This window comes from Campylobacter sp. LR291e (assembly GCF_008633915.1).
Lineage (GTDB): Bacteria > Campylobacterota > Campylobacteria > Campylobacterales > Campylobacteraceae > Campylobacter_D.
In genome coordinates, this window is record NZ_VJNV01000035.1 from 117,434 (window position 1) to 139,536 (window position 22,103).

The 22,103-nt window shown below is 30.7% G+C and carries 20 protein-coding genes; 5 read left to right on the top strand and 15 right to left on the bottom strand.

All coding sequences use genetic code 11. The features are described 5' to 3' along the window. Positions 1 to 47: 47 nt before the first annotated feature. The 4 genes from aroC to FMM58_RS08110 are packed head-to-tail and all read right to left on the bottom strand — an operon-like array spanning position 48 to position 3,195. Positions 48 to 1,136, bottom strand: coding sequence for a chorismate synthase (gene aroC / locus FMM58_RS08095; protein ID WP_150140586.1), 1,089 nt, complete (start codon positions 1,134 to 1,136; stop codon positions 48 to 50). After that, a complete protein-coding gene (gene rnc, locus FMM58_RS08100; RefSeq protein ID WP_150140584.1) occupies positions 1,136 to 1,813 on the bottom strand; it encodes a ribonuclease III in 678 nt (225 codons plus the stop codon). The genes aroC and rnc overlap by 1 nt, the downstream gene beginning before the upstream one ends. Continuing rightward, the gene (gene rnhA / locus FMM58_RS08105) at positions 1,806 to 2,243 is read right to left on the bottom strand and encodes a ribonuclease HI (RefSeq protein ID WP_150140582.1); all 438 of its coding nucleotides are present in this window, start codon (positions 2,241 to 2,243) and stop codon (positions 1,806 to 1,808) included. Before rnhA ends, rnc begins: the two co-directional genes overlap by 8 nt. Next, positions 2,230 to 3,195 carry a tetratricopeptide repeat protein gene (locus FMM58_RS08110; protein ID WP_150151163.1) on the bottom strand — a complete coding sequence of 322 codons (966 nt, stop codon included), beginning with the start codon at positions 3,193 to 3,195 and terminating at the stop codon, positions 2,230 to 2,232. Before FMM58_RS08110 ends, rnhA begins: the two co-directional genes overlap by 14 nt. Positions 3,196 to 3,274: 79 nt before the next feature. On the opposite strand from FMM58_RS08110, the gene dnaG reads away from it, so the two are divergent. After that, a complete protein-coding gene (dnaG, locus tag FMM58_RS08115; RefSeq protein ID WP_150151166.1) occupies positions 3,275 to 5,065 on the top strand; it encodes a DNA primase in 1,791 nt (596 codons plus the stop codon). Here the strand turns inward: dnaG and FMM58_RS08120 are convergent. Together FMM58_RS08120 and FMM58_RS08125 are read right to left on the bottom strand one after the other, a co-directional pair. Beyond that, positions 5,049 to 6,347: an MFS transporter gene (locus FMM58_RS08120; protein ID WP_150140576.1), complete on the bottom strand. Its 1,299-nt coding sequence runs from the start codon at positions 6,345 to 6,347 to the stop codon at positions 5,049 to 5,051. The genes dnaG and FMM58_RS08120 overlap by 17 nt on opposite strands. Before the next feature lie 10 nt (positions 6,348 to 6,357). Beyond that, on the bottom strand, positions 6,358 to 6,522 hold the full coding sequence (locus FMM58_RS08125) for a highly acidic protein (protein WP_150140574.1): 165 nt from the start codon (positions 6,520 to 6,522) through the stop codon (positions 6,358 to 6,360). Between the two features lie 93 nt (positions 6,523 to 6,615). Here FMM58_RS08125 and moaC point away from each other — a divergent pair, with 93 nt between their 5' ends. The 4 genes from moaC to FMM58_RS08145 are packed head-to-tail and all read left to right on the top strand — an operon-like array spanning position 6,616 to position 9,761. Then, entirely contained in the window at positions 6,616 to 7,089 is a 474-nt protein-coding gene (gene moaC / locus FMM58_RS08130; RefSeq protein WP_150140573.1) for a cyclic pyranopterin monophosphate synthase MoaC, read from the top strand. Further along, the gene (locus FMM58_RS08135; RefSeq protein WP_150140572.1) at positions 7,067 to 7,330 is read left to right on the top strand and encodes a DUF493 domain-containing protein; all 264 of its coding nucleotides are present in this window, start codon (positions 7,067 to 7,069) and stop codon (positions 7,328 to 7,330) included. Before moaC ends, FMM58_RS08135 begins: the two co-directional genes overlap by 23 nt. A gap of 9 nt (positions 7,331 to 7,339) precedes the next feature. Further along, positions 7,340 to 8,470 carry a hypothetical protein gene (locus tag FMM58_RS08140; protein ID WP_150140571.1) on the top strand — a complete coding sequence of 377 codons (1,131 nt, stop codon included), beginning with the start codon at positions 7,340 to 7,342 and terminating at the stop codon, positions 8,468 to 8,470. Next, complete coding sequence (locus tag FMM58_RS08145; protein ID WP_190317975.1) at positions 8,463 to 9,761, top strand: hypothetical protein; 1,299 nt, start codon at positions 8,463 to 8,465, stop codon at positions 9,759 to 9,761. Before FMM58_RS08140 ends, FMM58_RS08145 begins: the two co-directional genes overlap by 8 nt. A 22-nt stretch (positions 9,762 to 9,783) precedes the next feature. Here FMM58_RS08145 and FMM58_RS08150 read toward each other — a convergent pair whose 3' ends face one another. The 9 genes from FMM58_RS08150 to FMM58_RS08190 all read right to left on the bottom strand — a co-directional run bounded on the left by FMM58_RS08150 (position 9,784) and on the right by FMM58_RS08190 (position 22,094). Beyond that, positions 9,784 to 10,149 carry a hypothetical protein gene (locus FMM58_RS08150; protein WP_150140567.1) on the bottom strand — a complete coding sequence of 122 codons (366 nt, stop codon included), beginning with the start codon at positions 10,147 to 10,149 and terminating at the stop codon, positions 9,784 to 9,786. Positions 10,150 to 10,246: 97 nt separating this feature from the next. After that, complete coding sequence (locus FMM58_RS08155) at positions 10,247 to 11,692, bottom strand: glutamate synthase subunit beta (RefSeq protein ID WP_150140565.1); 1,446 nt, start codon at positions 11,690 to 11,692, stop codon at positions 10,247 to 10,249. A 3-nt stretch (positions 11,693 to 11,695) separates the two neighbouring features. After that, positions 11,696 to 16,177 (bottom strand): glutamate synthase large subunit, encoded by a 4,482-nt coding sequence (gene gltB / locus FMM58_RS08160; protein ID WP_150140563.1) that lies wholly within the window; start codon positions 16,175 to 16,177, stop codon positions 11,696 to 11,698. A 252-nt stretch (positions 16,178 to 16,429) separates the two neighbouring features. Next, on the bottom strand, positions 16,430 to 17,488 hold the full coding sequence (gene hisB / locus FMM58_RS08165) for a bifunctional histidinol-phosphatase/imidazoleglycerol-phosphate dehydratase HisB (protein ID WP_150151169.1): 1,059 nt from the start codon (positions 17,486 to 17,488) through the stop codon (positions 16,430 to 16,432). Positions 17,489 to 17,507: 19 nt separating this feature from the next. Continuing rightward, positions 17,508 to 17,828 (bottom strand): ribosome silencing factor, encoded by a 321-nt coding sequence (gene rsfS / locus FMM58_RS08170; RefSeq protein ID WP_150140558.1) that lies wholly within the window; start codon positions 17,826 to 17,828, stop codon positions 17,508 to 17,510. 142 nt (positions 17,829 to 17,970) lie between these two features. Continuing rightward, positions 17,971 to 18,597 carry a hypothetical protein gene (locus FMM58_RS08175; RefSeq protein WP_150140556.1) on the bottom strand — a complete coding sequence of 209 codons (627 nt, stop codon included), beginning with the start codon at positions 18,595 to 18,597 and terminating at the stop codon, positions 17,971 to 17,973. After that, entirely contained in the window at positions 18,594 to 19,793 is a 1,200-nt protein-coding gene (locus tag FMM58_RS08180; RefSeq protein ID WP_150140555.1) for a DNA-methyltransferase, read from the bottom strand. The genes FMM58_RS08175 and FMM58_RS08180 overlap by 4 nt, the downstream gene beginning before the upstream one ends. After that, positions 19,794 to 20,999 carry a diaminopimelate decarboxylase gene (gene lysA / locus FMM58_RS08185; protein WP_150140553.1) on the bottom strand — a complete coding sequence of 402 codons (1,206 nt, stop codon included), beginning with the start codon at positions 20,997 to 20,999 and terminating at the stop codon, positions 19,794 to 19,796. It abuts the gene before it with no gap. Positions 21,000 to 21,038: 39 nt separating this feature from the next. Continuing rightward, complete coding sequence (locus FMM58_RS08190) at positions 21,039 to 22,094, bottom strand: LptF/LptG family permease (protein ID WP_150140551.1); 1,056 nt, start codon at positions 22,092 to 22,094, stop codon at positions 21,039 to 21,041. Positions 22,095 to 22,103: the final 9 nt, after the last annotated feature.

Sequence of the window (22,103 nt, forward strand, 5' to 3'; positions counted from 1 at the left end):
AATTAAAGGCAGATTATACAAAGATATAAATTAAAATTTAATTAAGACTATAAATTATAAATCTTTTTTAAATTTTCTATCCTTGAACTTGAATTTAAAAGTAAGCAATCAGCCAAAACTAAACGAACCATAGCCGTACAAACTACACTACCTCTCACCCCAACGCAAGGGTCATGCCTTCCTTTTAACTCGCAAATAACATTTTCCCCATTAATATCCATACTTTGTTGTTTTAAAAAAATGGACGGAGTTGGCTTAAAATGACTTTTAAGCGTGATTGTATTGCCATTTGAAAGCCCACCTAAAATTCCTCCTGCGTGATTGCTTAAAAAATGATTATTTCTTAATTCATCGTTATTTTGCGAACCAAAATTAGAACTTACCTCTATGCCATCACCTATTTCAACAGCCTTTACAGCATTTATCCCCATAAGTGCATGGGCTAATTTACTATCAAGCTTATCATAAAGTGTTTCTCCAAGTCCTATAGGAACATTTAAAGCCCTTGTAAAAACACTAGCCCCGACGCTATCCTTAGCATTTTTTGCCCTTAAAATTTCAGTCTTAAATTCTTCTTCTAAGTCTTTATCAAGGGCAAAAATTTCACTTTCTTTTGCAAGATTAAAATCAAATTCGCTTTCTTTTAACTTGCTTTTAATACTACCTACCCCAAAAACTCCACTTTCAACACTTATATTAAATTCCCTTAAAAGCATAGCACAAACTGCCCCACCTGCAACCCTTACAGCTGTTTCTCTAGCACTTGTCCTACCTCCTCCTTTATAATCTCTTACCCCAAATTTATGAAAATAGGTAAAATCAGCATGTCCTGGGCGAAACAAATTTTTAATATTTTCATAATCCTTGCTATGTTGATTTTCATTAAAAATTATTATGGCAATAGGCGTTCCTGTGGTATAATCTTCAAAAACCCCACTTAACACCTCAGCCCTATCGTTTTCCTTTCTAGGCGTTGAAAATTTATTAAGCCCTCCTCTTCTTTTATTAAGTTCATTTTGCAAAAACTCATAATCAAATTTAATCCCTGCTGGCATTCCATCAATCACGCAACCAATGGCCTTACCATGCGATTCTCCAAAGCTTGTAAATTTTAATCTTGTACCAAAAGTGTTCATTATTTTTCCTTTAATTTTTCCAAGGTAAGCTTTGCTGCCATTTGCTGGGCCTCTTTTTTACTTCCTGCAATAGCCCTTGCCATCTCTTTTCCATCTAATTTTAAGGCTATTTCAAACTGCTTTAAATGATCAGGTCCAAAGCTACGCAAAAGCTCGTAAACAGGCGTTTGTCCCATTACTCCTTGTGTTAGTTCTTGTAATTTTGTCTTATAGTCCCTTAATAAATTTTTAGCATCAATCTTTGGATAATTTAATTCTATTAACTTCTTAGCTATAATCTTTGTTTTTTCAAAGCCAGTGTCTAAAAACATAGCTCCAAAAACAGCCTCAAAGGCATCAGAAAGTATTGAAGGCTTTTTTTTACCTCCATTTTTTTCCTCTGCCTCGCTCATTAATATAAAATCCCCTAAATTTATGCTATTAGCTAGTTTTGCAAAGGATTTTTCGCTAACTAGGGCTGCTCTTAATTTTGTCAAATCCCCTTCTGCATTTTTTTTAAACTTATCAAATAAAAACTCACCAACAACTAAAGCAAGCACCGCATCGCCTAAAAACTCAAGCCTTTCGTTATTATAATCTTTCTTGCAACTTTTATGCGTTAAGGCGTGGCGAAGTAGATTTTTATCTTTGAAAATATAATTTAAATTTTGTTCTAAAATATCGTTTTTACTAGGCATTTAAAACTTCCTTTTTTAATTTTAAGGCTGCATTTCTTGCTAATTTATCACATTTTTCATTTTCTTCGTGATTATTGTGTGCTTTTACCCAAAAGGCCTTGATTTTATGATTTTTTGCTAAATTTAAGTATTCTTTCCACAAATCCACATTTTTTTTATCTTTAAAATCAGTTTTGACCCAGTTTTTAAGCCATTCGTTAATGCTTTGTACCATTAAATTTGAATCAGTAAATAAAGAAATTTTGCAAGGTTCTTTTAACACCTGAAGTGCTTTAATTATAGCTAAAAGTTCCATTCTATTATTTGTAGTATCCTTTTGTGCTCCACTTTCAATCCTTTCATGGCCATTATATCTAAGTATAAAGGCCCAGCCACCAAAGCCTGGATTATCTAAGCAAGACCCATCAGTATAAAGTTCAATCTCTTTCATCGTTTTTAACCTCGCAAATTATCTTACATTTATTAAATTCATAACACATAGGACAATGATAAAAAAACAAAGGCAAAATACTTTTACATTCTAAGCAAAGATAAGAAAATTCAAGCCTTGCCTTAAAATTGTGAGTGTTTAAAATATGCAACATTTTTAAATTTGAGTCCTTAAAAACTACTTCTTTATCGCTTAAATTCAAGGCATAAAAAAATTCCTCAAAATTAAAATCCTTTGTTTGTAAATAGCTATTATTTTTATAAAGTAAGTCTATAATACTTTCAAAATCTTGTTCTAAATAAAGTTTATATTTTTCAAAAAGCCACCTTTTAAGCATGGTATTGTTTTGATAATTTAAATGTAAAAAGGCTTCCTTGCTTGGATTTAAACTAGTTGCTTCAATGATTAGGGCCTTAAAAAATTCTTGTTCATCCTTTATGTCAATGCCTAACTCAAATAAGCATTCTAAAAGTTCTAAATTTTCCTTATACATTCTAAGTCTTAAATAAACAATCTTTAATAATTTCAAGGCTTCAATATTTCGTGGGCGAATTTTTAAAACATTTAATAAAACTTCCTTGCTTCTTTCTAAAAAACCAGCCTTAAAATAAACCTTTGCAAGTGATAGAAAAATCATTTCTTGCTCGTTTTTATCCTTTGTTTTTTCAAGGCTTATTAAATAAATTTGCGTAGCCTTTTCAAATTCGCCACTTTTTGTAAAAATATCAGCTAAAAAGATTAAATTACTTATACTTAGGGCGTTACTTCTTAATAAATCTTGGTGTGCTGTGTCTAATTCAAATTTTTTAATAAATCTTCCAAGCCTTTCTTCTTCATCCTTTGAAGCAAAAATTTTCCATATAAAATGCGACAAGGCAACAACTAAAATTAAAATGGTAAGTAAAATCAAGCCAACCAAAGGGTCTCTATACTCTACAAAGAAAAAATCCATATCCTAACTTTTTTAAATTTTTTGCAATTATAGCTAAATAGTGTCTAAATCTTTGTATAATTTTAACGAGGTTTATAAAATGATAGCAAAATCAAGCATAGAAGATTTAAAACAAAAACTTGACATTGTTGATATTATCTCACATTATATTGAAGTAAGAAAACAGGGGGCTAGTTTTGTGTGTATATGCCCCTTTCATAGTGATAAAAATCCAAGTTTGCATATAAATGTACAAAAGGGCTTTTATCATTGCTTTGCTTGTAAGGCAGGTGGGGATGCCTTTAAATTTGTAATGGAATTTGAAAAAGTTGATTTTAACGAGGCCGTGGAAAAGGTAGCAAATTTAAGCAATTTTACACTAACTTACACAAATGAAAGAGGCTTTAATAACAATAACTTAAAACAAATTTTACCTATCTTTAACGCCTTTTACAAACATAAATTAACCCTTAATAGAGAGGCCTTACATTATCTTTATGATAGGGGTTTAAAAGATGAGGATATAAGCAAATTTGAACTAGGTTTTTCACCTAGTAATGAAGAAAATTTAAGGCTTTTAAATAATGAAAAAATAGAACTTGATGATGCCTTAAAGGTTGGCATTATAAAAAAAAATGAAAAAGAACTTTATGCAAGTTTTATAAAAAGAATTATCTTCCCTATATATGATTATAAGGGACTTTTGGTTGGTTTTGGAGGTAGAAGTTTAAATAGTGCAAATTTAGCAAAATATGTAAATTCCCCTCAAAGCATCTTATTTGATAAGTCAAGAATTTTTTATGCCTTTAATCTTGCAAAGGATGAGATTAACAAAAAAAAAGAAATGATAATTTGTGAGGGTTACATGGATGCTATTTGTATGCATAAGGCTGGGTTTAAAAACACAGTTGCTGTGCTAGGGACTGCACTTACCCAGCATCATTTACCACTCATAAAAAGACACGAGGCAAGAGTGATTTTATGCTTTGATAATGATACAGCAGGTATTAATGCAGCTATGAAATCGGCATTTTTGCTAAGTACTAATGAGATTGATGGCAAGGTAGTTTTATTGCAAGGGGGCAAGGACCCAGCGGAATTAGTAGCAAACAAACAAGAAAAAATGCTTTATGATTTTTTAGATAATGGCATTGATATAGTGGAATTTTATATAAGAATGTTGCTTAACAGACCTTTAAATTCAAGCTTTGAAAAACAAAAGGCCTTGGAAAGCGTGCAAAATTATACCTTTTTATTAGGTCAGTTAATAGCAAATTCTTACGAGAATTTAGTGGCTCAACTTCTTGGGGTAAATAAAGATATAGTTAAGCTTAGCAAAAGACAAAGAAAGAGTAAAAGCGTTGAAATTCAAAGCTATGATAATAAAAATTTAGCCGAATTTGAAGTATTTTCTTTTTTACAAAAATCTCAAAAAGCAAGAGAAGATTTTAATCAAATAAGCGATATAAACTTTTTTAAGCATAAAAATTTATTACTTAAAATCTTGCAAAATATGGATGAAAATGATAGCGAAATAAGGGAATTTGGACTTCAAAATTTTAGAAATTTGAATAATTATGCCACCTATTTAATAGGCATTTTCAAGGTAAATTTAAGCTTTTTTAATAGCATTTTAGTAAAAGAACCCTTACTTATTTTAAAAAAACAAATTCTTAATCTTTTGGATAAAAATTTAATTAAATTCAAAAAAGAATTAAATGAAAATGAACTTTGTGAGTTTTTATTTGATTTTTTAAACCTTATAAAAAACGAAGAAAATTTAGCAAATTTAGAACAATTTTGCCTATCCTTAAAAAAAGTGCTTAAACAAATTCATATTAACATTGATGATTTAAGGAATTTAAACAACGAAACTAGCGGGCCGTTTTAATCTTACATTTTAGATATAAAAAGGCAGAAAAAATAGAAATTAAGGCTATTAAAAGCATGTACGCTCCAAGGGCTAAGCTTAAAATATTATCCATATTTTTTATAGCTATATCATGTAAGAAATAAGCAAGTTGAGGGGTAAAACCTCCTGATATTGCATAAGCTATATTATAAGCAAAGGAAAGACCTGAAAATTTAATACTTGCATCAAAAACCTCGCTCATTATACTAGGGCATAAATTCATAATGCCAGCACAAAAACAAGCCAGTAAATAAAGAATGCAAACTACATAAAAGATAGGATTTAAGCTATAAAGTGCGTTAAAAAATACAAGACAAACACCAAGAAAGCATATAGAAAAAATAAGGCTAGTTTTAAAAATACCTATTTTATCGCTTAAAATTCCAACTACTACGCAAGAACTTGCAATAACTACAATGGCTAACATTTGCAAATATGTTTGTTCGACTTTGCTAATGTGTAAAAGTTGGGCTATATAACTTGGTAAAAGTAAGATTAAAACAACTATGCAGCCTGTTAATACCCAGGTTATTAGCATAGAGGTTAAAACCCCTAGTTTTGCCCTTTTAATCACTTCTTTAAGTGGGAATTTTTCTAATTCCCCTCTTTTTTTCATCTCTTCAAAAATAGGCGTTTCGCTTAAAAATTTTCTCAAATAAACAGAGATTATGCCAAAAATTCCACCTAGAAAAAAGGGCACTCTCCAAGCCCATTCAAAAAGCTCATTTTGAGAAAATAAAAAATTCATAATCAAAAAAACTAAGCTCCCAAGCAAAATTCCACCCACCACGGCAGCGGTTAAAATGCCTAAATATGTGTGTTTTAAATGTTTTTGTGCGTGTTCAAAGGTAAAGACCCAAGCACCTGGTAATTCTCCTCCTATTGCTATGCCTTGAAAGATACGAATAAGCACTAAGCAAATAATACAAGCAAAGCCTATACTTTGAAAATTTGGTACAAAGGCTAAACAAAAGGTAGGAATAACCATTAATAAAATGCTTAGCATAAACATATTTTTACGACCAAATTTATCGCCAAAATGTGCCATTACTATGCCACCAATTGGCCTTGCTAAATAACCTGCAGCAAAGATTCCATATGTATTAAACATTTTCCAAAAATCGCTTAAATTTGCTGGAAAAAAATTGCTAGAAATGTACTCTGCAAAAAATACAAAGATAATAAAATCATAAAATTCTAAGGTCCCACCAAGCGAGGAAAGGGCTAGAATTTTAATATCTCCTTTGCCTAAATTACGCATTTAACTTTTTTTAGTCCATTTCATAAAAATCATCGCTCTCATCATCATCGTCGTAGCTATAATCATCATCATCGTAATTATGCCTATAAGACTTTTCATAATCTTCGTTATCTTCATTGTCTTCTATATCATCCAAATTCTCATCATCAAAAATTTCATCATCATCATAAGCCATAATTTTCTCCTTTAAATTTGGAATTTGAAAACTTATTTTAGCTAAAATTTCAAAGTTTTAGTTATAATTTTAAAATTTTTTCAAGGTTTTTTTATGAATTTAACGCACTTAGATGAAAATAATCGTCCAAAAATGGTAGATGTAAGCACTAAGGATATAACAAAAAGAATAGCCCTTGCAAGTGGGCGAATTTCTATGAGTAAGGATGCCTTTTTAGCCATTAAAAATCATACAAACAAAAAGGGGGCTGTCCTTGAAACTGCCATTGTTGCAGCCATTATGGGGGCAAAAAAAACTAGCGAATTAATCCCTATGTGCCACCCCTTAATGATTAGCAATGTTCAAACAAATATTGAAGAATGCAAAGAAGATTATAGTTTTAAACTCTTTGTTAGGGTAAAATGCGAAAATAAAACAGGCGTTGAAATGGAAGCTTTAACAGGCGTTAGTATAGGGCTTTTAACCATTTATGATATGGTAAAGGCAATTGATAAAACTATGATAATAAGCGATATTATGCTTTTAAGCAAAGAAGGGGGCAAAAGTGGTAAATTTGAACGAAATTAAGCAAGAACCTATTATTAATTATCCTACCTTTTGGGAATATAAGGTTATTTTGAAAAGTCATATTTTAGCAAAAGAAATTTTTGAAGAACTTTTAGTACAAAGAGAATACAAATACCAGCACAGCCATTCAAGTAAAAATGGTAAGTATCAAAGCTACTTGCTTAGCGTCTTTGTTAATAGTAAAAAAGATAGGCTTGATATATTTGAAAGATTAAAAGCAAAAGCACAATTTGTCTTATAAGGAAAAAATATGCAAAATACATTAATGATTTTTGAAAATTCGCTTGTAAATGCTGATAGAGACAAGATTAGTTATTTAATCGAGGATTTAAGCTTTAGTTTAGCTTATAAGCAACTTGTAAATTCAAGCAATAAAGAAAGCCTTTTAAATGCTCTTTTAATGGACTTTTTAGCCATTTTAAAAAGGCTTGATTTATTAAATGATGAAAATACCTCAAGGCTGATAAAGGCCTTAATTAAGGCAAGTATGCAAGAATCACAAAATAAGCTTTATGCTATGATAAATGAACTAGAACTTTTAAGCAAACAAATTCAAAATCAAAAAAATTCCATTAAAAATCAAACTAGTAATTATTTTTTAGAATTTGAAAAGGCCTTGCAAGATAGTCCTTATAAGGATGAATTTAAAAGTGGTTTAAATGATGCTATTTTATTTGATTTAGAAACATTAGGAATTTTAAAAGAAACTGCCGAAAGTGCTTTTTTAACGACCATTGAAAAGGCTGAGGATATTGAGTTTACAAGTGGTGAAATAGCTAAGTATTTAGTTTATAATGCTGTAAATGAAGCTCAATTTGAGAAAAAAAGGATAATGCAACTTTCTGAAGTGGTGCTAGAAACGGCATTTGAGTTAGCAAATACCTCTATAATTTATGCAAAGGATTTAAGTTTGGGTGCTATTAAGGGAACTCAAGAAGGAATTGAGTTAGCCATTGATAAACTAAAAAATACCCTGCCTTATGCAAATTTACAGATAAATGAAAAGGAATTAATAGGCATAGAAGATGAATTTATAGCCCTTTTAAAGCTTATAATACAAAAACAAAAGGACCCTTGCAAAAAAATCGTTTTAACCTTACTTGAAAATGAATTAGATAGCATTTTTGCTAAATTTAAACGTCTTGCAAATGAAAGTAGAGAACAAATAAAACTTGCCTTAAATGAACTTAAAAAAAGCCCGGCAATTGATAATTTTAACAAGCTTACTCAAAGAAAGATTGACGGCTTTAAGCAAGAAATTTCAGAACTTGAAAGGCTTAATAGCGAAAAATATAAAAATTTCAATCTAGCACAAAGTAAACAGCTTGGACTTAGACTTTGGGAGAGAGCTAAGAATTTATTAAAGGGCAATGGTGAGTAATATTATCTTACTTGGTGGTTCAAACTGCGTTATGGTAAATGGACTGCAAAAAGGTATAAAAGAAGTAGCTAAAGAAAAAGAATTAAACTTTTATAATTTTTCCCTTGGATATTGCACCTCTTTGCAAAATTTATATGAATTAATAAGACATAAGGAAATTTTTGCAAATGCTAGTTTAATAATCACAGAAAGTAATGTAAATGAAATTTATAATAATCAAGCCCCACGAGAAAAATTGCCACTTAACTTAATAGCTAGACACATTTTTTATTATTATCGTTATTTACACTCCTTGCAAAAAAAGGTAGTCGTGCTTATCTTGCCCTTTTACAAGGCAAATCATCAAATAATAAATAACCTACACATTCTAAACGCAAATAATTTTGGCTTTAATATCATAAATTTACAAAAGGCATTTAGTAAGATGAATTTGATTGAATTTGCTAATATGTTTGAGGTTCACCAACCTGCAAATATCATGGCTAAGATAGGAAAATTAATGATGACAAATTTAAAAAACTATCATTATCCAAAAAAAATTGAAAATAACAATAACATAGATAATTTTTTAATAATAAAACCAAGTGATATGATAAATCTATCAAAAAAACCCAAAGAAAATATAGCTAAAAACTCAGCCTTTGAAGAATTAACTTATAGACTTGATAAAGACATAAGCTTAAAATTTCCACCAAATTCAAAGGGTTATAGATTAGCCGGGCTTCATTCTTGGAATGAGAGTAAAAAATTTAGTGAAAACGTCCTTAAAATTAATTCAAGCATTTATATAAAAAATAAAAAATACGAACTTGTTAAAGAAATGGCTGCTTTGAATTTGTTTTGTGAAATTTTAAACACAAATTTTATTGTAGATGATGAAAGTATAGTTAGTTTTAATGATAAAAATAAGCCAAATACAGAATATTTTCACGCTTGTTTAAGTAATTATAAGGATAGTAAAAAGCTTGCTTATTTTGATTTAATAGCCTTTTTTCTTATAAAGGATGATGAAGAAAATATAGATTTTACAAATTTAAATAAGCAAAGCATGTTAGAAGAACGAGATTTTACAAATTTAATAATAAATAACACACTTTATGAAGAGGTGATAAATGCTTGTATTTCTTTGATTAAACAAAATAAAATCAATGAAAGTATAAGTTGTAATAATTTCTTTTCTTATAAATTAGGACAAGCCCTAATAAAGGCTTATAAAAATCGTTACAAGGGTGGTTTTTTTAAATTTATTTTTGAACTAAGAAAGCTTAAAAAAGATTATAAGCTAAATTAAAGCACAGCCTTTTTGCTGTACTTTAATATGCCCTTTTTTTGCATTCAATTTCTATTTCTCTTGCAGTTGCGTTTTGAATTTGTTGAGGGTTTTGTTGTTGATTTGCATCATAACCATAGCCATAAAAGGTTTTAGCCTTTATAAAGGTACCTACTTGTAAATCGCTAAAAGTACCTTGTTTATCCGTACCAAAAATGCCACAATCTTCCATGTCTATTTCAGTATTTGGCAAAATTTTAACATTTATCCTTTGACCATAAGTAGTTTCTACTAAAATAGTCTTTGCAGCATCATTTATATCAACGATAGTACCATAAGTACCACTATCTGCATATAAAACACCTGTCAAAGATAAAGCTAGTAAGCAAGTTGCAATTTTTTTCTTCATAATAACTCCTTTTTAAAAACTTACGAAATTATAACTAAAATTTAGTGAAGTTAATGTGAAATTTAAAACTACTTTTTTTAAAATTTAACTTTCACTTTTATGCAAAAAAGCTTTTATAAATACTATTAGCACATTCTAAGCCATCCTTTATAGCCCATACGACAAGAGCTTGTCCCATTCTAGCATCACCACAAGCAAAGATTTTTTTATGAGAGGTTTGATAATCATTTGTTAAAATATTATTTTTTTCATCAAATTTAATATTAAAATTTGATTTAAGCTCATTTTCACTGCCACTAAAACCCATAGCAAGCAAGATTAAATCAGCCTTATAAAATTTACTTGAATTTGCAATTTCAACATTTACCATTTTTGAATTTATCGCTTCTCTTTTTAAATCACTTGCATAAACGCCCTTTACAAAGCCATTTTCACCCACAAATTCCTTAGTTAATTTTTGATACATTCTAACATCCTTGCCATAAACAGCAATGGCTTCTTCTAAACCATAATCAGTACTAAATATATCAGCCTTTAAAGGCCAAGGATTATTTTGGACCCTTTTTAATGGTCTTTTTGGACTTCTTTCAAAGCGAGTTATTGATTTTGCTCCCTGCCTTAGTGCAACTGCCACGCAATCAACACTTGTATCCCCACTTCCTATAATCAAAACATCCTTATTTTTAGCTAAATCATTTGGTGCATTTTTATCTAGTAAGGACTTTGTATTCATAGTTAAAAAATCCACAGCAAACATGATATTTTTTAAATTCCTACCCTTAATATTTAAATCAATAGCCTTACTCGCACCAGTACAAAGCACAACCCCATCATAATCTTTTAAAAGCTTATTTGCTTTTTCCTTGCTATTGATATCATAAGAACAATGAAACTCAATGCCACTTTTTTTGAGTAATTCAACTCTCCTATTTATAACGCTTTTTTCTAATTTCATATCAGGAATTCCATACATTAAAAGCCCACCTATCCTATCACTTCTTTCAAAGATACTGACCTTAAAGCCAAGTTCGTTTAAGCGATATCCACAGGCAAGTCCAGCCGGTCCACTTCCTACAATGGCCATTTTTTTACCATTTAAATTTGGCTTTGAAATTTTTATAAATTTTTCCTTAAAAGCATTTTCAATAATAGCAAATTCATTATTTTTAATGCTAACGCTAGCCCCATTTATAGCACAAACGCAAGAATCTTCACAAGGTGCAGGACAAACCCTGCCTGTAAATTCAGGGAAAGGATTGGTTAAATCAAGTCTTTCATAAGCTTGTTCCCATAAGCCCTTATAGATTAAATCATTCCATTCAGGGATTAAATTTCGCAAAGGACAGCCTATTTCTTTGTTTTCTTCGATTAAACCAGCTTGACAAAAAGCAACCCCACAATTCATGCACCTTCCGCCTTGAATTTCTTGTTCTTCCTTGCTTAAAGCCTGACTAAATTCCTTGAAATTTTTAATTCTTTGCTTAGAATCAAGCTTTTTAAAATTCACCCTTTTAAAATCTAAAAATCCTCTTATATTGCCCATTTTCTATCCTTTCTTGCTTAATTTTAAAAAAGCACTAAGTTCAGGGTCTGCTTCTTTTTTACAAAATTCAAGCATTTTAAGCATTTTTTCATAGTCCCTTGGCATAACCTTGAAAAAATCTTTTTTATCAAATTTTTGCAAGATATTTTTTGCCTTTTTAGAATTTGTATAAAAAATATGCTTTTCAATCATGGCTTTTAAAACCTTTTCATCCTTAGCACTCAATGCCTTAATATCCACAAGTTCAGTATTTACATGAGCTTCATTATGCCTTCCAAAGATAAAGACCTCTCCTCCACTCATACCAGCACCAAAATTCACACCCACATCACCAAGTACCACAACAAGCCCTCCTGTCATGTACTCACAACCATGAACACCAGTTCCTAAAACAACGGCCTTTGCCCCTGAATTTCTAACGCAAAATCTCTCTCCTGCAATGCCATCTAAATACACCTCGCCTTCAGTAGCCCCATATAAACAAGCATTACCAGCTATTATATTTTCTTCGGGGCTAAAGGTAGCATCTTGTGAGATCCTTGCTATAATCTTACCGCCACTTAAGCCCTTACCTAAATAATCATTGCTATCGCCTATTATTTCTAGTACAATTCCTCTTGCTAAAAAAGCCCCAAAGCTGTTTCCAGCATTGCCTATAGCATTTATATGGATGCTATCTTCTTTAAGGCTATCCTTACCATAATGCTTTAAAATTTCACTTGAAAGCATGGTAGCAAAGGTCCTACTTAGATTGCTAACTTGTAAGGATAATTTTATAGGTTCTTTTTTTGCCAAAGCACTCTTGCAAAGTGGCAATAAAATTCTATAATCAATAGTCTTTTCAAGCTTATTATCCTTAAAACCTTGAAAATGCACGGCATTTTTATTATAAGTAGGCAAGGATTTTAAAATTCTATCTAAATTTATCTTACTAGCCTTTCCTTGTATTTCTTTTTGTCTTAATTTATCAACCCTACCTATCATATCATCAAGCTTTTCAAAGCCAAGCCTTGCCATATATTCACGTAAATCTTGTGCTATAAAACGCATGAAATTTACTACATGTTCAGCCTTTCCTTTAAACCTATTCCTAAGCTTTGTATCTTGCGTCGCTATACCGAAAGGACAGGTATTTAAATGGCAAACTCTCATCATAGTACAACCCAAAACTATTAAAGGGGCAGTCGCAAAACCAAATTCCTCAGCCCCTAACAATGCAGCAATGGCTAAATCCCTACCATTCATTAATTTTCCATCTGTTTCAAGGCGTACCCTTTCTCTTAGATTATTTAAAATTAAAGTTTGATGAGTTTCAGCAAGTCCTAGTTCCCAAGGAATTCCAGCATTTGCTATTGAAGTTCTAGGACTAGCCCCAGTTCCTCCATCATAGCCTGAAACTAAGATTAAATTCGCCCCGGCCTTTGCAACCCCAGCAGCCACGGTTCCTATGCCACTTTCACTAACAAGTTTTACTGAAATTTTTGCATCTTTATTAGCATTTTTTAAATCATAGATTAATTGAGCTAAGTCCTCTATGCTATAAATATCATGGTGAGGTGGAGGAGAAATTAAAGTAACTCCCGGCGTAGAATGCCTAGCCTTAGCTATCCAAGGATAAACCTTAAAGCCCATTAATTGCCCGCCTTCGCCAGGTTTTGCACCTTGTGCTACTTTGATTTGAATTTCTTTAGCATGTACTAAATAATTTAAATCAACGCCAAAACGACCACTTGCTACTTGCTTAATGGCTGAGTTTTTATCATTTACATAACGACTTTCATCCTCCCCACCTTCGCCAGAATTGCTCTTTGCCCCTATTAAATTCATAGCCATTGCTAAGCACTCATGGGCTTCTTTTGAGATAGAACCATAACTCATAGCCCCTGTTTTAAAACGTTTCATTATACTTTCAACGCTTTCTACCTTTTCAATATCAATAGCCTCGCTAAAATCAAATTCCATTAAAGAACGAAGATTAAGCTGCTTTTTATCAATTAAAGCACTATACTTTTTAAATTCCTTATAATCATTATTTTTACAAGAATTTTGCAAATGAAAAATCACAAGAGGGTCAAGTAGGTGTTCTTCTTTTTGGCTCCTTAACTCATGAACGCCCATAGAATCAAGTGCTTTTAAAGGCATAGTAAAGGCGTTTTTATGTATATTAATCAATTCTTTTTCATAATCTTGCAAACTAATGCCTTCAATCCTTGAAGTTGTAAGGGTAAAGTATTTATCTATCATTTGTGAGTTTAAACCTAAGCATTCAAAAAGGGCTGAACCATTATAGCTTTGCAAGGTAGAAACGCCCATTTTTGAGGCAATCTTAACAATACCCTTTGAACTAGCCTTTATAAAATTTAAAATGGCATCTTCATAGCTTAAATTTAAATTTTTATTTTCTATTAATTGATAAATGCTTTCATAAACTAAATAGGGATTAATAACTGTTGCCCCATATCCTAACAAACAAGCAAAATGATGAATTTCTCTAGCCTCACCAGTTTGTATAATAATACTAGCATGTGTTCTTAAGGACTTTCTAACTAGGTAATTATGAAGACCTGAAACAGCTAATAAAGAAGGGATATAAGCATTTTTTGCATTTACACCCTTATCGCTTAAAATGATAATTGAAACGCCCTTTTTAATCTCTTCTTCAACCCTTTCAAAAAGCTCGCTTAAAGCATTTTCAAGCGATTTTTTATTATAATCATAAAGCAAAGAAAATTCCTTAACTTGAAATTTCTTCAAAGACCTTATCTCAAAAAGTTCTTCATTGCTAATTATAGGCAGTGAAATTTTCACTCTTTTAGCGTTATTTTCATCAGCCTTTAATAAATTTCCTTCTCTACCTAAATAAATTCTAGTAGAAGTTACTATTTCTTCTCTTATTGCATCAAGTGGGGGATTTGTAACTTGTGCGAAAAGTTGTTTAAAATAATTATAAAGGGGTTGATATTGCTTTGAAAGCACGGCTAATGGGGTATCAACGCCCATTGCCCCTAAGGCTTCTTTTCCGTGTTGTGCCATAGGTAAAATACTTTGACTTAACTCATCATAATTATAAGCAAAGGCCTTTTGAAGTCTTAGTACTTCTTCCTTGCTTAAAAATTCATGCTTATAATTTTTGCTATGTTGTTTATCAAGGTGTATTAAATTTTTAAGCCATTTTTCATAAGGCTTTGCATTTGCATAATGAGATTTTAACTCTTCATCAGCTATTAGCCTACCCCTTGCAGTATCCACAAGCAATAATTTTCCAGGTTCTAAACGTTTTTTAGCCTTAATATTTTTTTCATCGAGTTTTAAGGCCCCTGTTTCACTTGAAAGTATTAAAAAATCATCCTTTGTTAGATAATACCTACTTGGGCGAAAGCCGTTTCTATCAAGACTAGCACCCATTACGATGCCATCTGTAAAGATAATTGCAGCAGGGCCGTCCCATGGTTCCATTAACATAGAATTATATTCATAAAAGGCCCTTTTTTTAGGCCCCATTGTGCTATTTTTATGCCAAGGTTCAGGTACCATCATCATAAAGGCCTCTTCTAAGGTGCGACCATTTAAAGCTAAAAATTCTAAGGTATTATCAAACATTGCAGAATCGCTACTTGGCTTAGCTATTATAGGAAAGATATCTTGTAAATCTTCAAAATAATCACTTTGCATAAGCCCTTCTCTAGCCATGATATTATGGACATTACCATGGATTGTATTAATCTCTCCATTATGCACCATATATCTATTTGGGTGTGCCCTTTCCCAGCTTGGGAAGGTATTTGTAGAAAAACGAGAATGAACAAGGGCTATTGCACTTTTCATATTTACATCTTTAAAATCTAGGTAAAAATCACTTAATTGAGTAGAAAGTAACATTCCCTTATAAACAATAGTACGCGATGAAAAACTAGAAAAATAAAATTTTGGCACATTAAAGGTACGTTTTTCAATCAAACGACGCAATTTATAAAGTAAACGCTCAAATTCAATGCCACTTTGTATATTATCAGGCTTTTTAACAAAGGCTTGTAAAAAATAAGGCATGGCCTTTAGTGCAGTTGCCCCTAAATCGCTTGGATTAACAGGCACCTCTCTAAAGCCTAAAAACTCAACATTTATGTCTTTTAAAGCTTGTAAAAAAATTTCTTTAGCTTCTTCTTTTGCGGCAAAATTTGGAGATAAAAACATTTGTGCAACCCCATAATTGCCCCTTTGAGGCAAAACAAAACCTAATTCTTGGGTTAAGAAAAAATCATGTGGAATTTGTATTAAAATACCAGCCCCATCGCCTGAATTTTCTTCTGCACCAGCCCCACCTCTGTGTTCAAGCTGCATTAAAATTTCTAAGGCATCACAAACCACCTTATAACTAGCCATACCTCTAATATTTGCAACCGCAGCTATACCACAGGCATCATGTTCGTATCTTGGGCTATAAAGTCCTATATCTTTGTTATTATCAAGGATATTATCTACTTGCATTTTATCTCCTTGTGTTAATTTGTTTTGAAATTATACACATATTTTTTTAATTTAGCAAGATTTTTTATATTAAAAATAAATAAATTAAAAAAATATTTTTGTATTATTAAAAATTTACACAAAAATTTAAATAATAATTAGCCCTTTATTTTAAAAATTAAAAATTTAAATTGAAATTTAAATAAAGGATTATGCGTTAAATAGTTAGAATTTAAGTATTTTAAAGGGATTTAGAAAAAAAATATAAAAAATTTATAAAACGCCCTTTGAACTTGAAAGCTTTTCATTTTCTATTTTAATAGCCATTTTAAAAGCTCTTGCAAACGCCTTAAATAAGCCTTCTGCCTTATGGTGTTCGTTTTTGCCTTTAACCTTTAAATGCAAACTAGCACCCATTGAATAAGCAAGGGAATAGAAAAAATGATAAATCATTTCTGTACTAAGTTTGCCTAATTTTTGCTTTTTAAATTTAGCCTTATAAACTAAATGTGGGCGATTGCAAAAATCAATAGCACAACTTGCCAAACTCTCATCCATAGGCAAAACAAAGCCATATCGCCCGATGCCTATCTTATCACCTAAGGCCTTTTTTATGGCAGTTCCAAGTGCAAGGGCAACATCTTCAACGCTATGGTGTTCATCTATGTGCAAATCACCATTACAAGAAATTTCAAGCCCTATGCCAGAATGAACAGCGATTTGTTCTAATAAATGGTCAAAAAAACCTATATCCGTGTTAATACTTATTTTGCCACCATTTAGGCAAAGTTTAACATTAATATCAGTTTCCTTTGTCTTTCTAGTAATATTTGCCATTCTAAAAGAAGATAAAATTTCATTTGTAATATCATCCCAGCTTTTTTCTCCATATTTAAGCCCTTTAATGCCTAAATTTGAAGCCAGTATCATATCAGTGTCCCTATCGCCTATTACAAAACTTTGGTCTTTATCAAAAAGATTAAATTTAATATACTCATTAAGCAAGGCTGTTTTAGGCTTTCTACACTCACAATTTTCATTTTCAAAATGAGAACAAATAAAAATATCCTTAAATTCTATATCGCAAGTTTTTAAAATTTCAAGCATTTTTTCTTGCGGAAGTTTAAAATCTTGCAAAGCAAACGAAGAGGTCCCAAGCCCGTCTTGATTGCTAACAAGAACGAATTTAAAACCGAAATTTTTAAGTCTCATTAATGCCTTTATAGCCCCTTTTTCAAAGCTTAATTTTTCAAGGCTATCTACTTGAAAATTATCCTTTGGTTCTTTTATAAGTGTTCCATCTCTGTCTATAAATAATATTTTTTCCATAATTTTTTCCTTTAAAAAATAATTAATTTTGTTTTTTCTTTAAACTTTCTAAAAGTTCTTCTATCTTAAAAAGTTCTCTTTTTACAGGCGTTAAAAGATGAATTAATATATCACCAAGGTCAAGCACACACCATTCTTCGCCACTTTCGATGGCTAAAAACTGCTCATTTTTTGCCTTTAATTTTTCTTTAAGCTCATCAACCAAGCCCAAAGCATGTTTTTCGCCCAAGGTAGTAGCAATAATTACAAATTTTACAAAATACTCTTGCATATCAAAAATTTGAATATCCTCAGCCTTTTTTTCATCTAAAATTTTAACTATATAATCAATTCTTTCTTGCATTTTAATCCTTAAAACAATCAAAAATTTTCGCTATTGTATCAAGCTATTTGTTAAATTTTGTTTATTGCTAACTTGTAAATATTTAATTGATAAGAATAATTTTAAAAATACTCGCAAAGGCGTAAAAATTTGTAGTGAAATTTTAATAATCAACTTTTTCTAAAATCATAAAATTATTATGAAAATCTTTAAAACACTCATAGCTGTATTTTTTACTACTATTTAACACTTTTCCTTGTAAATTTATACGCAAACTTGTTTTTTGATTATCAGTTATTTGATAGGTATCTAAGGCTAAATTATCAAATTTACAAACTTCATCTGTATTAAAAATATAATAATGTATAGTAGCTTTTTGTAAATCATCTTCCCCAAAAACAGCAGTCCACACATAAAAAACATTTCTATCTAAATCATAGCGAATTTTTGGATGAAAACTAAACATTCTTATTGTTTCTTCATTGGTAGGTTTTCCTTCGCTAGTTTTTACCTGTAAATACTTTGTGATAATATCTAGTTTTTGTATTTTACAAAACTCGCATAAATTTGTAACGCATTTTGAATTCTTTCCTTCGTATTGTACTTGTCTTATAAATTGATTGCTAAATTTATTACATTTTTTGCAAAAATATTTTGAAATTACAAAATCTATGCCCTCATCAATATAACTTCTATGTACTTGCCAACCTAGTGCGTGAAGTTTCATTGCAAGTTGCATTTCACCATAAAGTCCAATAACTTGTTTTTTCTTATCTATATTTTCGCTCATAAAATAAATTCTTTTAAATTTTCTTTGCCTAAAAAATTATAAACATATTCTTTTGTACTTAAATCGCGTTCAATTCCTATTCCTACGCGTCCTAGCTTACTTGCCACTATTATACTTGTACCAAGACCGGCAAAGGGGTCTAAGACTCTTTCACCTTTATAGCTAAACATTCTTACGGCAAATTCTGGAATTTGCGTTGGAAAAGGGGCACTATGTCCTAAGATATTTTGTCCCTTAGAATTTATCTTAATCACAGGATTTATTTTTTTAATATCCCTACGCCAAGCATAAATAAAATCTTTGCTAATCTCATTTTTAATATTATTTTCATCATTTTGAGTGATAAAGGTTTTTGCACTAAATCTTTTGCCCCTATTTGCCTTACTTCTTTCAAAGCAATCTAAATTTTTACACTCCCAACTTTTCAAACCTCTTTCTGTATAAGCATTGCCATTAACTTGCAAACAACCACAAACTGGACAAGGATAGCGATTTTCATCTAATCTGTGTTTATGGAAAATCAAAATATGCTCATAACAATTCATAGGATATTGATAGTATGGATAAGGCTTGTTGCCATTTTTATGCCTTTGACTTTGCACCTCTCCTTTGTCCCAAATAATATCATCTACAAAGGTAAAACCTATTTTTTCAAATAAGATTATAAAATACGCCCCAAGTGGTAAACGTCTTTTTCCCCAAGTAGAACTTGTAAATAAATTGTCATTGTCGAATATATCACCAACATTAAATACAAAAACTCGGTGATTATCCAAAACCCTATAACACTCTTTTAAAATTTTTTCCATATCCTTAAAATATTCATCTAAATTTTTCCATTTAGCATAGTTTCTTGCGTTATAATAAGGAGGAGAAGTTACCATGCAAGATATACTTTCACTTTTCATAAGCCTTAAAGCCCTTAAACAATCTCCCCAAATAATCTTTTTATCTTCTTTTTCTTGTAAAAAATTTTCTAATTTTTCATCGTATTTATATTGTGCTTGATAAAGTTCTTTTATAAATTTATAATAGTGCTTTTCAAAAAATTTAACAACTTCTTTTTTATCTTTTATATTTTTTATATAAGAAATACTTTGCAAAAAATCTTTATATTCTTTTGCTTTAAAATGTTTTTTTAAATACTTTTCACTTTTTTCAAGTATGGTTTCTAAATAAGACTTACAATCTTTCAATTAAATTTTACTCCCTAAAAGTTCTAAAGCTATTAAGTCCTCAAAACTCTCCCTTCTTCTTATTAATCTTACTTTTTTATCTTCAATGGCTAGTTCGCAAACTCTAGGACGTGAGTTATAATTACTACTCATACTAAAGCCATACGCCCCACTATTTTTAATCACTAAAATATCCCCACTCTTACTCTTTGGTAGCATTCTATCCTTAGCAAAAAAATCCCCACTTTCACAAATTCCACCCACCACATCACAAAGACTTTTTTCATTATCATTATAGGGTAAAACTATTTCGTGATAGGCCTCGTACAAGCTAGGTCTTATTAAATCATTCATAGCAGCATCAACTATAATAAATCTTTTAGAAGGAGTGATTTTTTCATATAAAACGCTACTTACTAATTCCCCACTTTTTGCCACTAAAAAACGTCCAGGTTCTACACAAATGGTTACATCAAGCCCATTTAAGCAAGATAAAATTCCTTGTGCGTACTCGTATAAATCTGGTTCTTGTTCGTTTTCATAAACAACGCCCAAACCCCCACCTACATCAAAGAATTTAAGCTCAATATTAGCTGATTTTAGTTCCCTAACCAAGGAGGCTATAATCTTTGCTGCTTCTATTATAGGGCTTGTGTCAAGGAGTTGAGAACCTATATGAAAATGAATACCAACAGGTTCTAAAAAATCGCTATTTTGTGCGTAAAGATACATTTTTTTAGCCACTTCAAGCTTAACGCCAAATTTATTTTCATTTAAGCCAGTAGCAATATAAGGGTGAGTTTTTGCATCTACATTTGGATTAACACGAATGCTAATTCTAGCCTTTAAATTTAAGGCTTTTGCTACCTTTTCTAGCACTAGCATTTCAGCATCACTTTCCAAATTTATATATAAAATATCTAAATTTAGGGCCTCTTTAAGCTCACTTTCACTTTTTCCAACCCCACTAAATATTATTTTATAAGGCTTTGCACCTGCCCTTAAGGCCCTTTTTACTTCGCCTATACTAACGCAATCAAAGCCACTATCAAGTCTTACTAAATGTGCTAAAAGGCTTAAATTTGAATTAGCCTTTAGGGCATAAAAAATTTGTGATTTTCTTGCCTTAAAGGCTTCTTTTAAATGTAAAAATCTTTCTTTTATAGCGTCAAAATCATATATATAAAAGGGGGTTTGATAAGTATCTCTTAAAGCTTTATAATCCATTGTTAATCCTTAAAAATTGTAATTTTACTATAAAAAAACTTAGCGATGCTTATAAAAAATAAAAAAGGCAAAAAATCCAAGGCAAAGTATAGGTAAAACAATGGCAAGTTCAGAAGCTATCACGCCATTTTCACTAAGACGCATAGCTATAAATAAAGTACCCCACACAGCAAAGGTTACGATAAAGGCTACAAAGGCTACAAAGGCGAGATTAAAAAATCTACTAATAATAGGAAAAAAATAATACATTATTAACATTAAAAAAGGGGCAAAAAAGGGCGTAAAAATTTGCTTGTAAAGCGAGATTTTAATAGCATTAATGTTAATACCTTGTTCTTTAAATAAAATAAGGCTTTCAAGGCTATCTTTAATGGAAGAATCGCGGTTATTTGCCACATTTTCAATAATCTTTGGTTTAAAACCAACAAGCCCTGATATACTTTCAAAATTTTCCTTAACAAAGCCATTTTCACCAAGTAAAAACGTGTCTGGTAAGCTAGTAGCATTTGTTTCTTTTAAGGTCCAGGTTTCATCTTTAAAAACAGCCTTTTTAGCCACTATAAAAGAGCTTAAATTTAAATCTTTAATATTAAAAATTTTAACCTCGTTTAATGTATTTTGTTCATTTAAGCTAGAAATATAAATAAAGCTATCATCAAATTTTAAAAAAAGGTCAGTACTTTGCTTACTTAAAGTGCCATTTTTTAATATATTTCTTTTATAATCATTTGCATAAGCAAAGGGGGTAAAATTTGAGATAATATATATAAAACAAAAAATTATCGCCCAAATAAAGGGAAAAATAATCACCAAATTTTTACTAAGCCCCAAAGCGTAAAGGCTTACAAATTCATTGTTTCTTATCATATTAAGCAAGGATAAAACAAGGGCAAAAATCAAAGATATAGGTAAAACATAAGTAATTGCACTAAAGGCCAAAAAAAGCGTGTAAAGTAGGCCTAAGTTTGCCGAATTTGGTAAGTCTTTAAAATTTAAAAGTAAATCAATACCACAATAAAAACCAAGCAAAGCAAAAAAAAGTATGAAAAAATTTTTAAGATAAATACTTGAAATAAAACGAAAAAATATCCACATTTACAACAC

Excerpts from the sequence above, each read along its gene's own strand:
- aroC (WP_150140586.1), bottom strand. The coding sequence starts at position 1,136 with ATGAACACTTTTGGTACAAGATTAAAATTTACAAGCTTTGGAGAATCG.
- rnc (WP_150140584.1), bottom strand. The coding sequence starts at position 1,813 with ATGCCTAGTAAAAACGATATTTTAGAACAAAATTTAAATTATATTTTC.
- rnhA (WP_150140582.1), bottom strand. The coding sequence starts at position 2,243 with ATGAAAGAGATTGAACTTTATACTGATGGGTCTTGCTTAGATAATCCA.
- FMM58_RS08110 (WP_150151163.1), bottom strand. The coding sequence starts at position 3,195 with ATGGATTTTTTCTTTGTAGAGTATAGAGACCCTTTGGTTGGCTTGATT.
- dnaG (WP_150151166.1), top strand. The coding sequence starts at position 3,275 with ATGATAGCAAAATCAAGCATAGAAGATTTAAAACAAAAACTTGACATT.
- FMM58_RS08120 (WP_150140576.1), bottom strand. The coding sequence starts at position 6,347 with ATGCGTAATTTAGGCAAAGGAGATATTAAAATTCTAGCCCTTTCCTCG.
- FMM58_RS08125 (WP_150140574.1), bottom strand. The coding sequence starts at position 6,522 with ATGGCTTATGATGATGATGAAATTTTTGATGATGAGAATTTGGATGAT.
- moaC (WP_150140573.1), top strand. The coding sequence starts at position 6,616 with ATGAATTTAACGCACTTAGATGAAAATAATCGTCCAAAAATGGTAGAT.
- FMM58_RS08140 (WP_150140571.1), top strand. The coding sequence starts at position 7,340 with ATGCAAAATACATTAATGATTTTTGAAAATTCGCTTGTAAATGCTGAT.
- FMM58_RS08150 (WP_150140567.1), bottom strand. The coding sequence starts at position 10,149 with ATGAAGAAAAAAATTGCAACTTGCTTACTAGCTTTATCTTTGACAGGT.
- FMM58_RS08155 (WP_150140565.1), bottom strand. The coding sequence starts at position 11,692 with ATGGGCAATATAAGAGGATTTTTAGATTTTAAAAGGGTGAATTTTAAA.
- gltB (WP_150140563.1), bottom strand. The coding sequence starts at position 16,177 with ATGCAAGTAGATAATATCCTTGATAATAACAAAGATATAGGACTTTAT.
- rsfS (WP_150140558.1), bottom strand. The coding sequence starts at position 17,828 with ATGCAAGAAAGAATTGATTATATAGTTAAAATTTTAGATGAAAAAAAG.
- FMM58_RS08175 (WP_150140556.1), bottom strand. The coding sequence starts at position 18,597 with ATGAGCGAAAATATAGATAAGAAAAAACAAGTTATTGGACTTTATGGT.
- lysA (WP_150140553.1), bottom strand. The coding sequence starts at position 20,999 with ATGGATTATAAAGCTTTAAGAGATACTTATCAAACCCCCTTTTATATA.
- FMM58_RS08190 (WP_150140551.1), bottom strand. The coding sequence starts at position 22,094 with ATGTGGATATTTTTTCGTTTTATTTCAAGTATTTATCTTAAAAATTTT.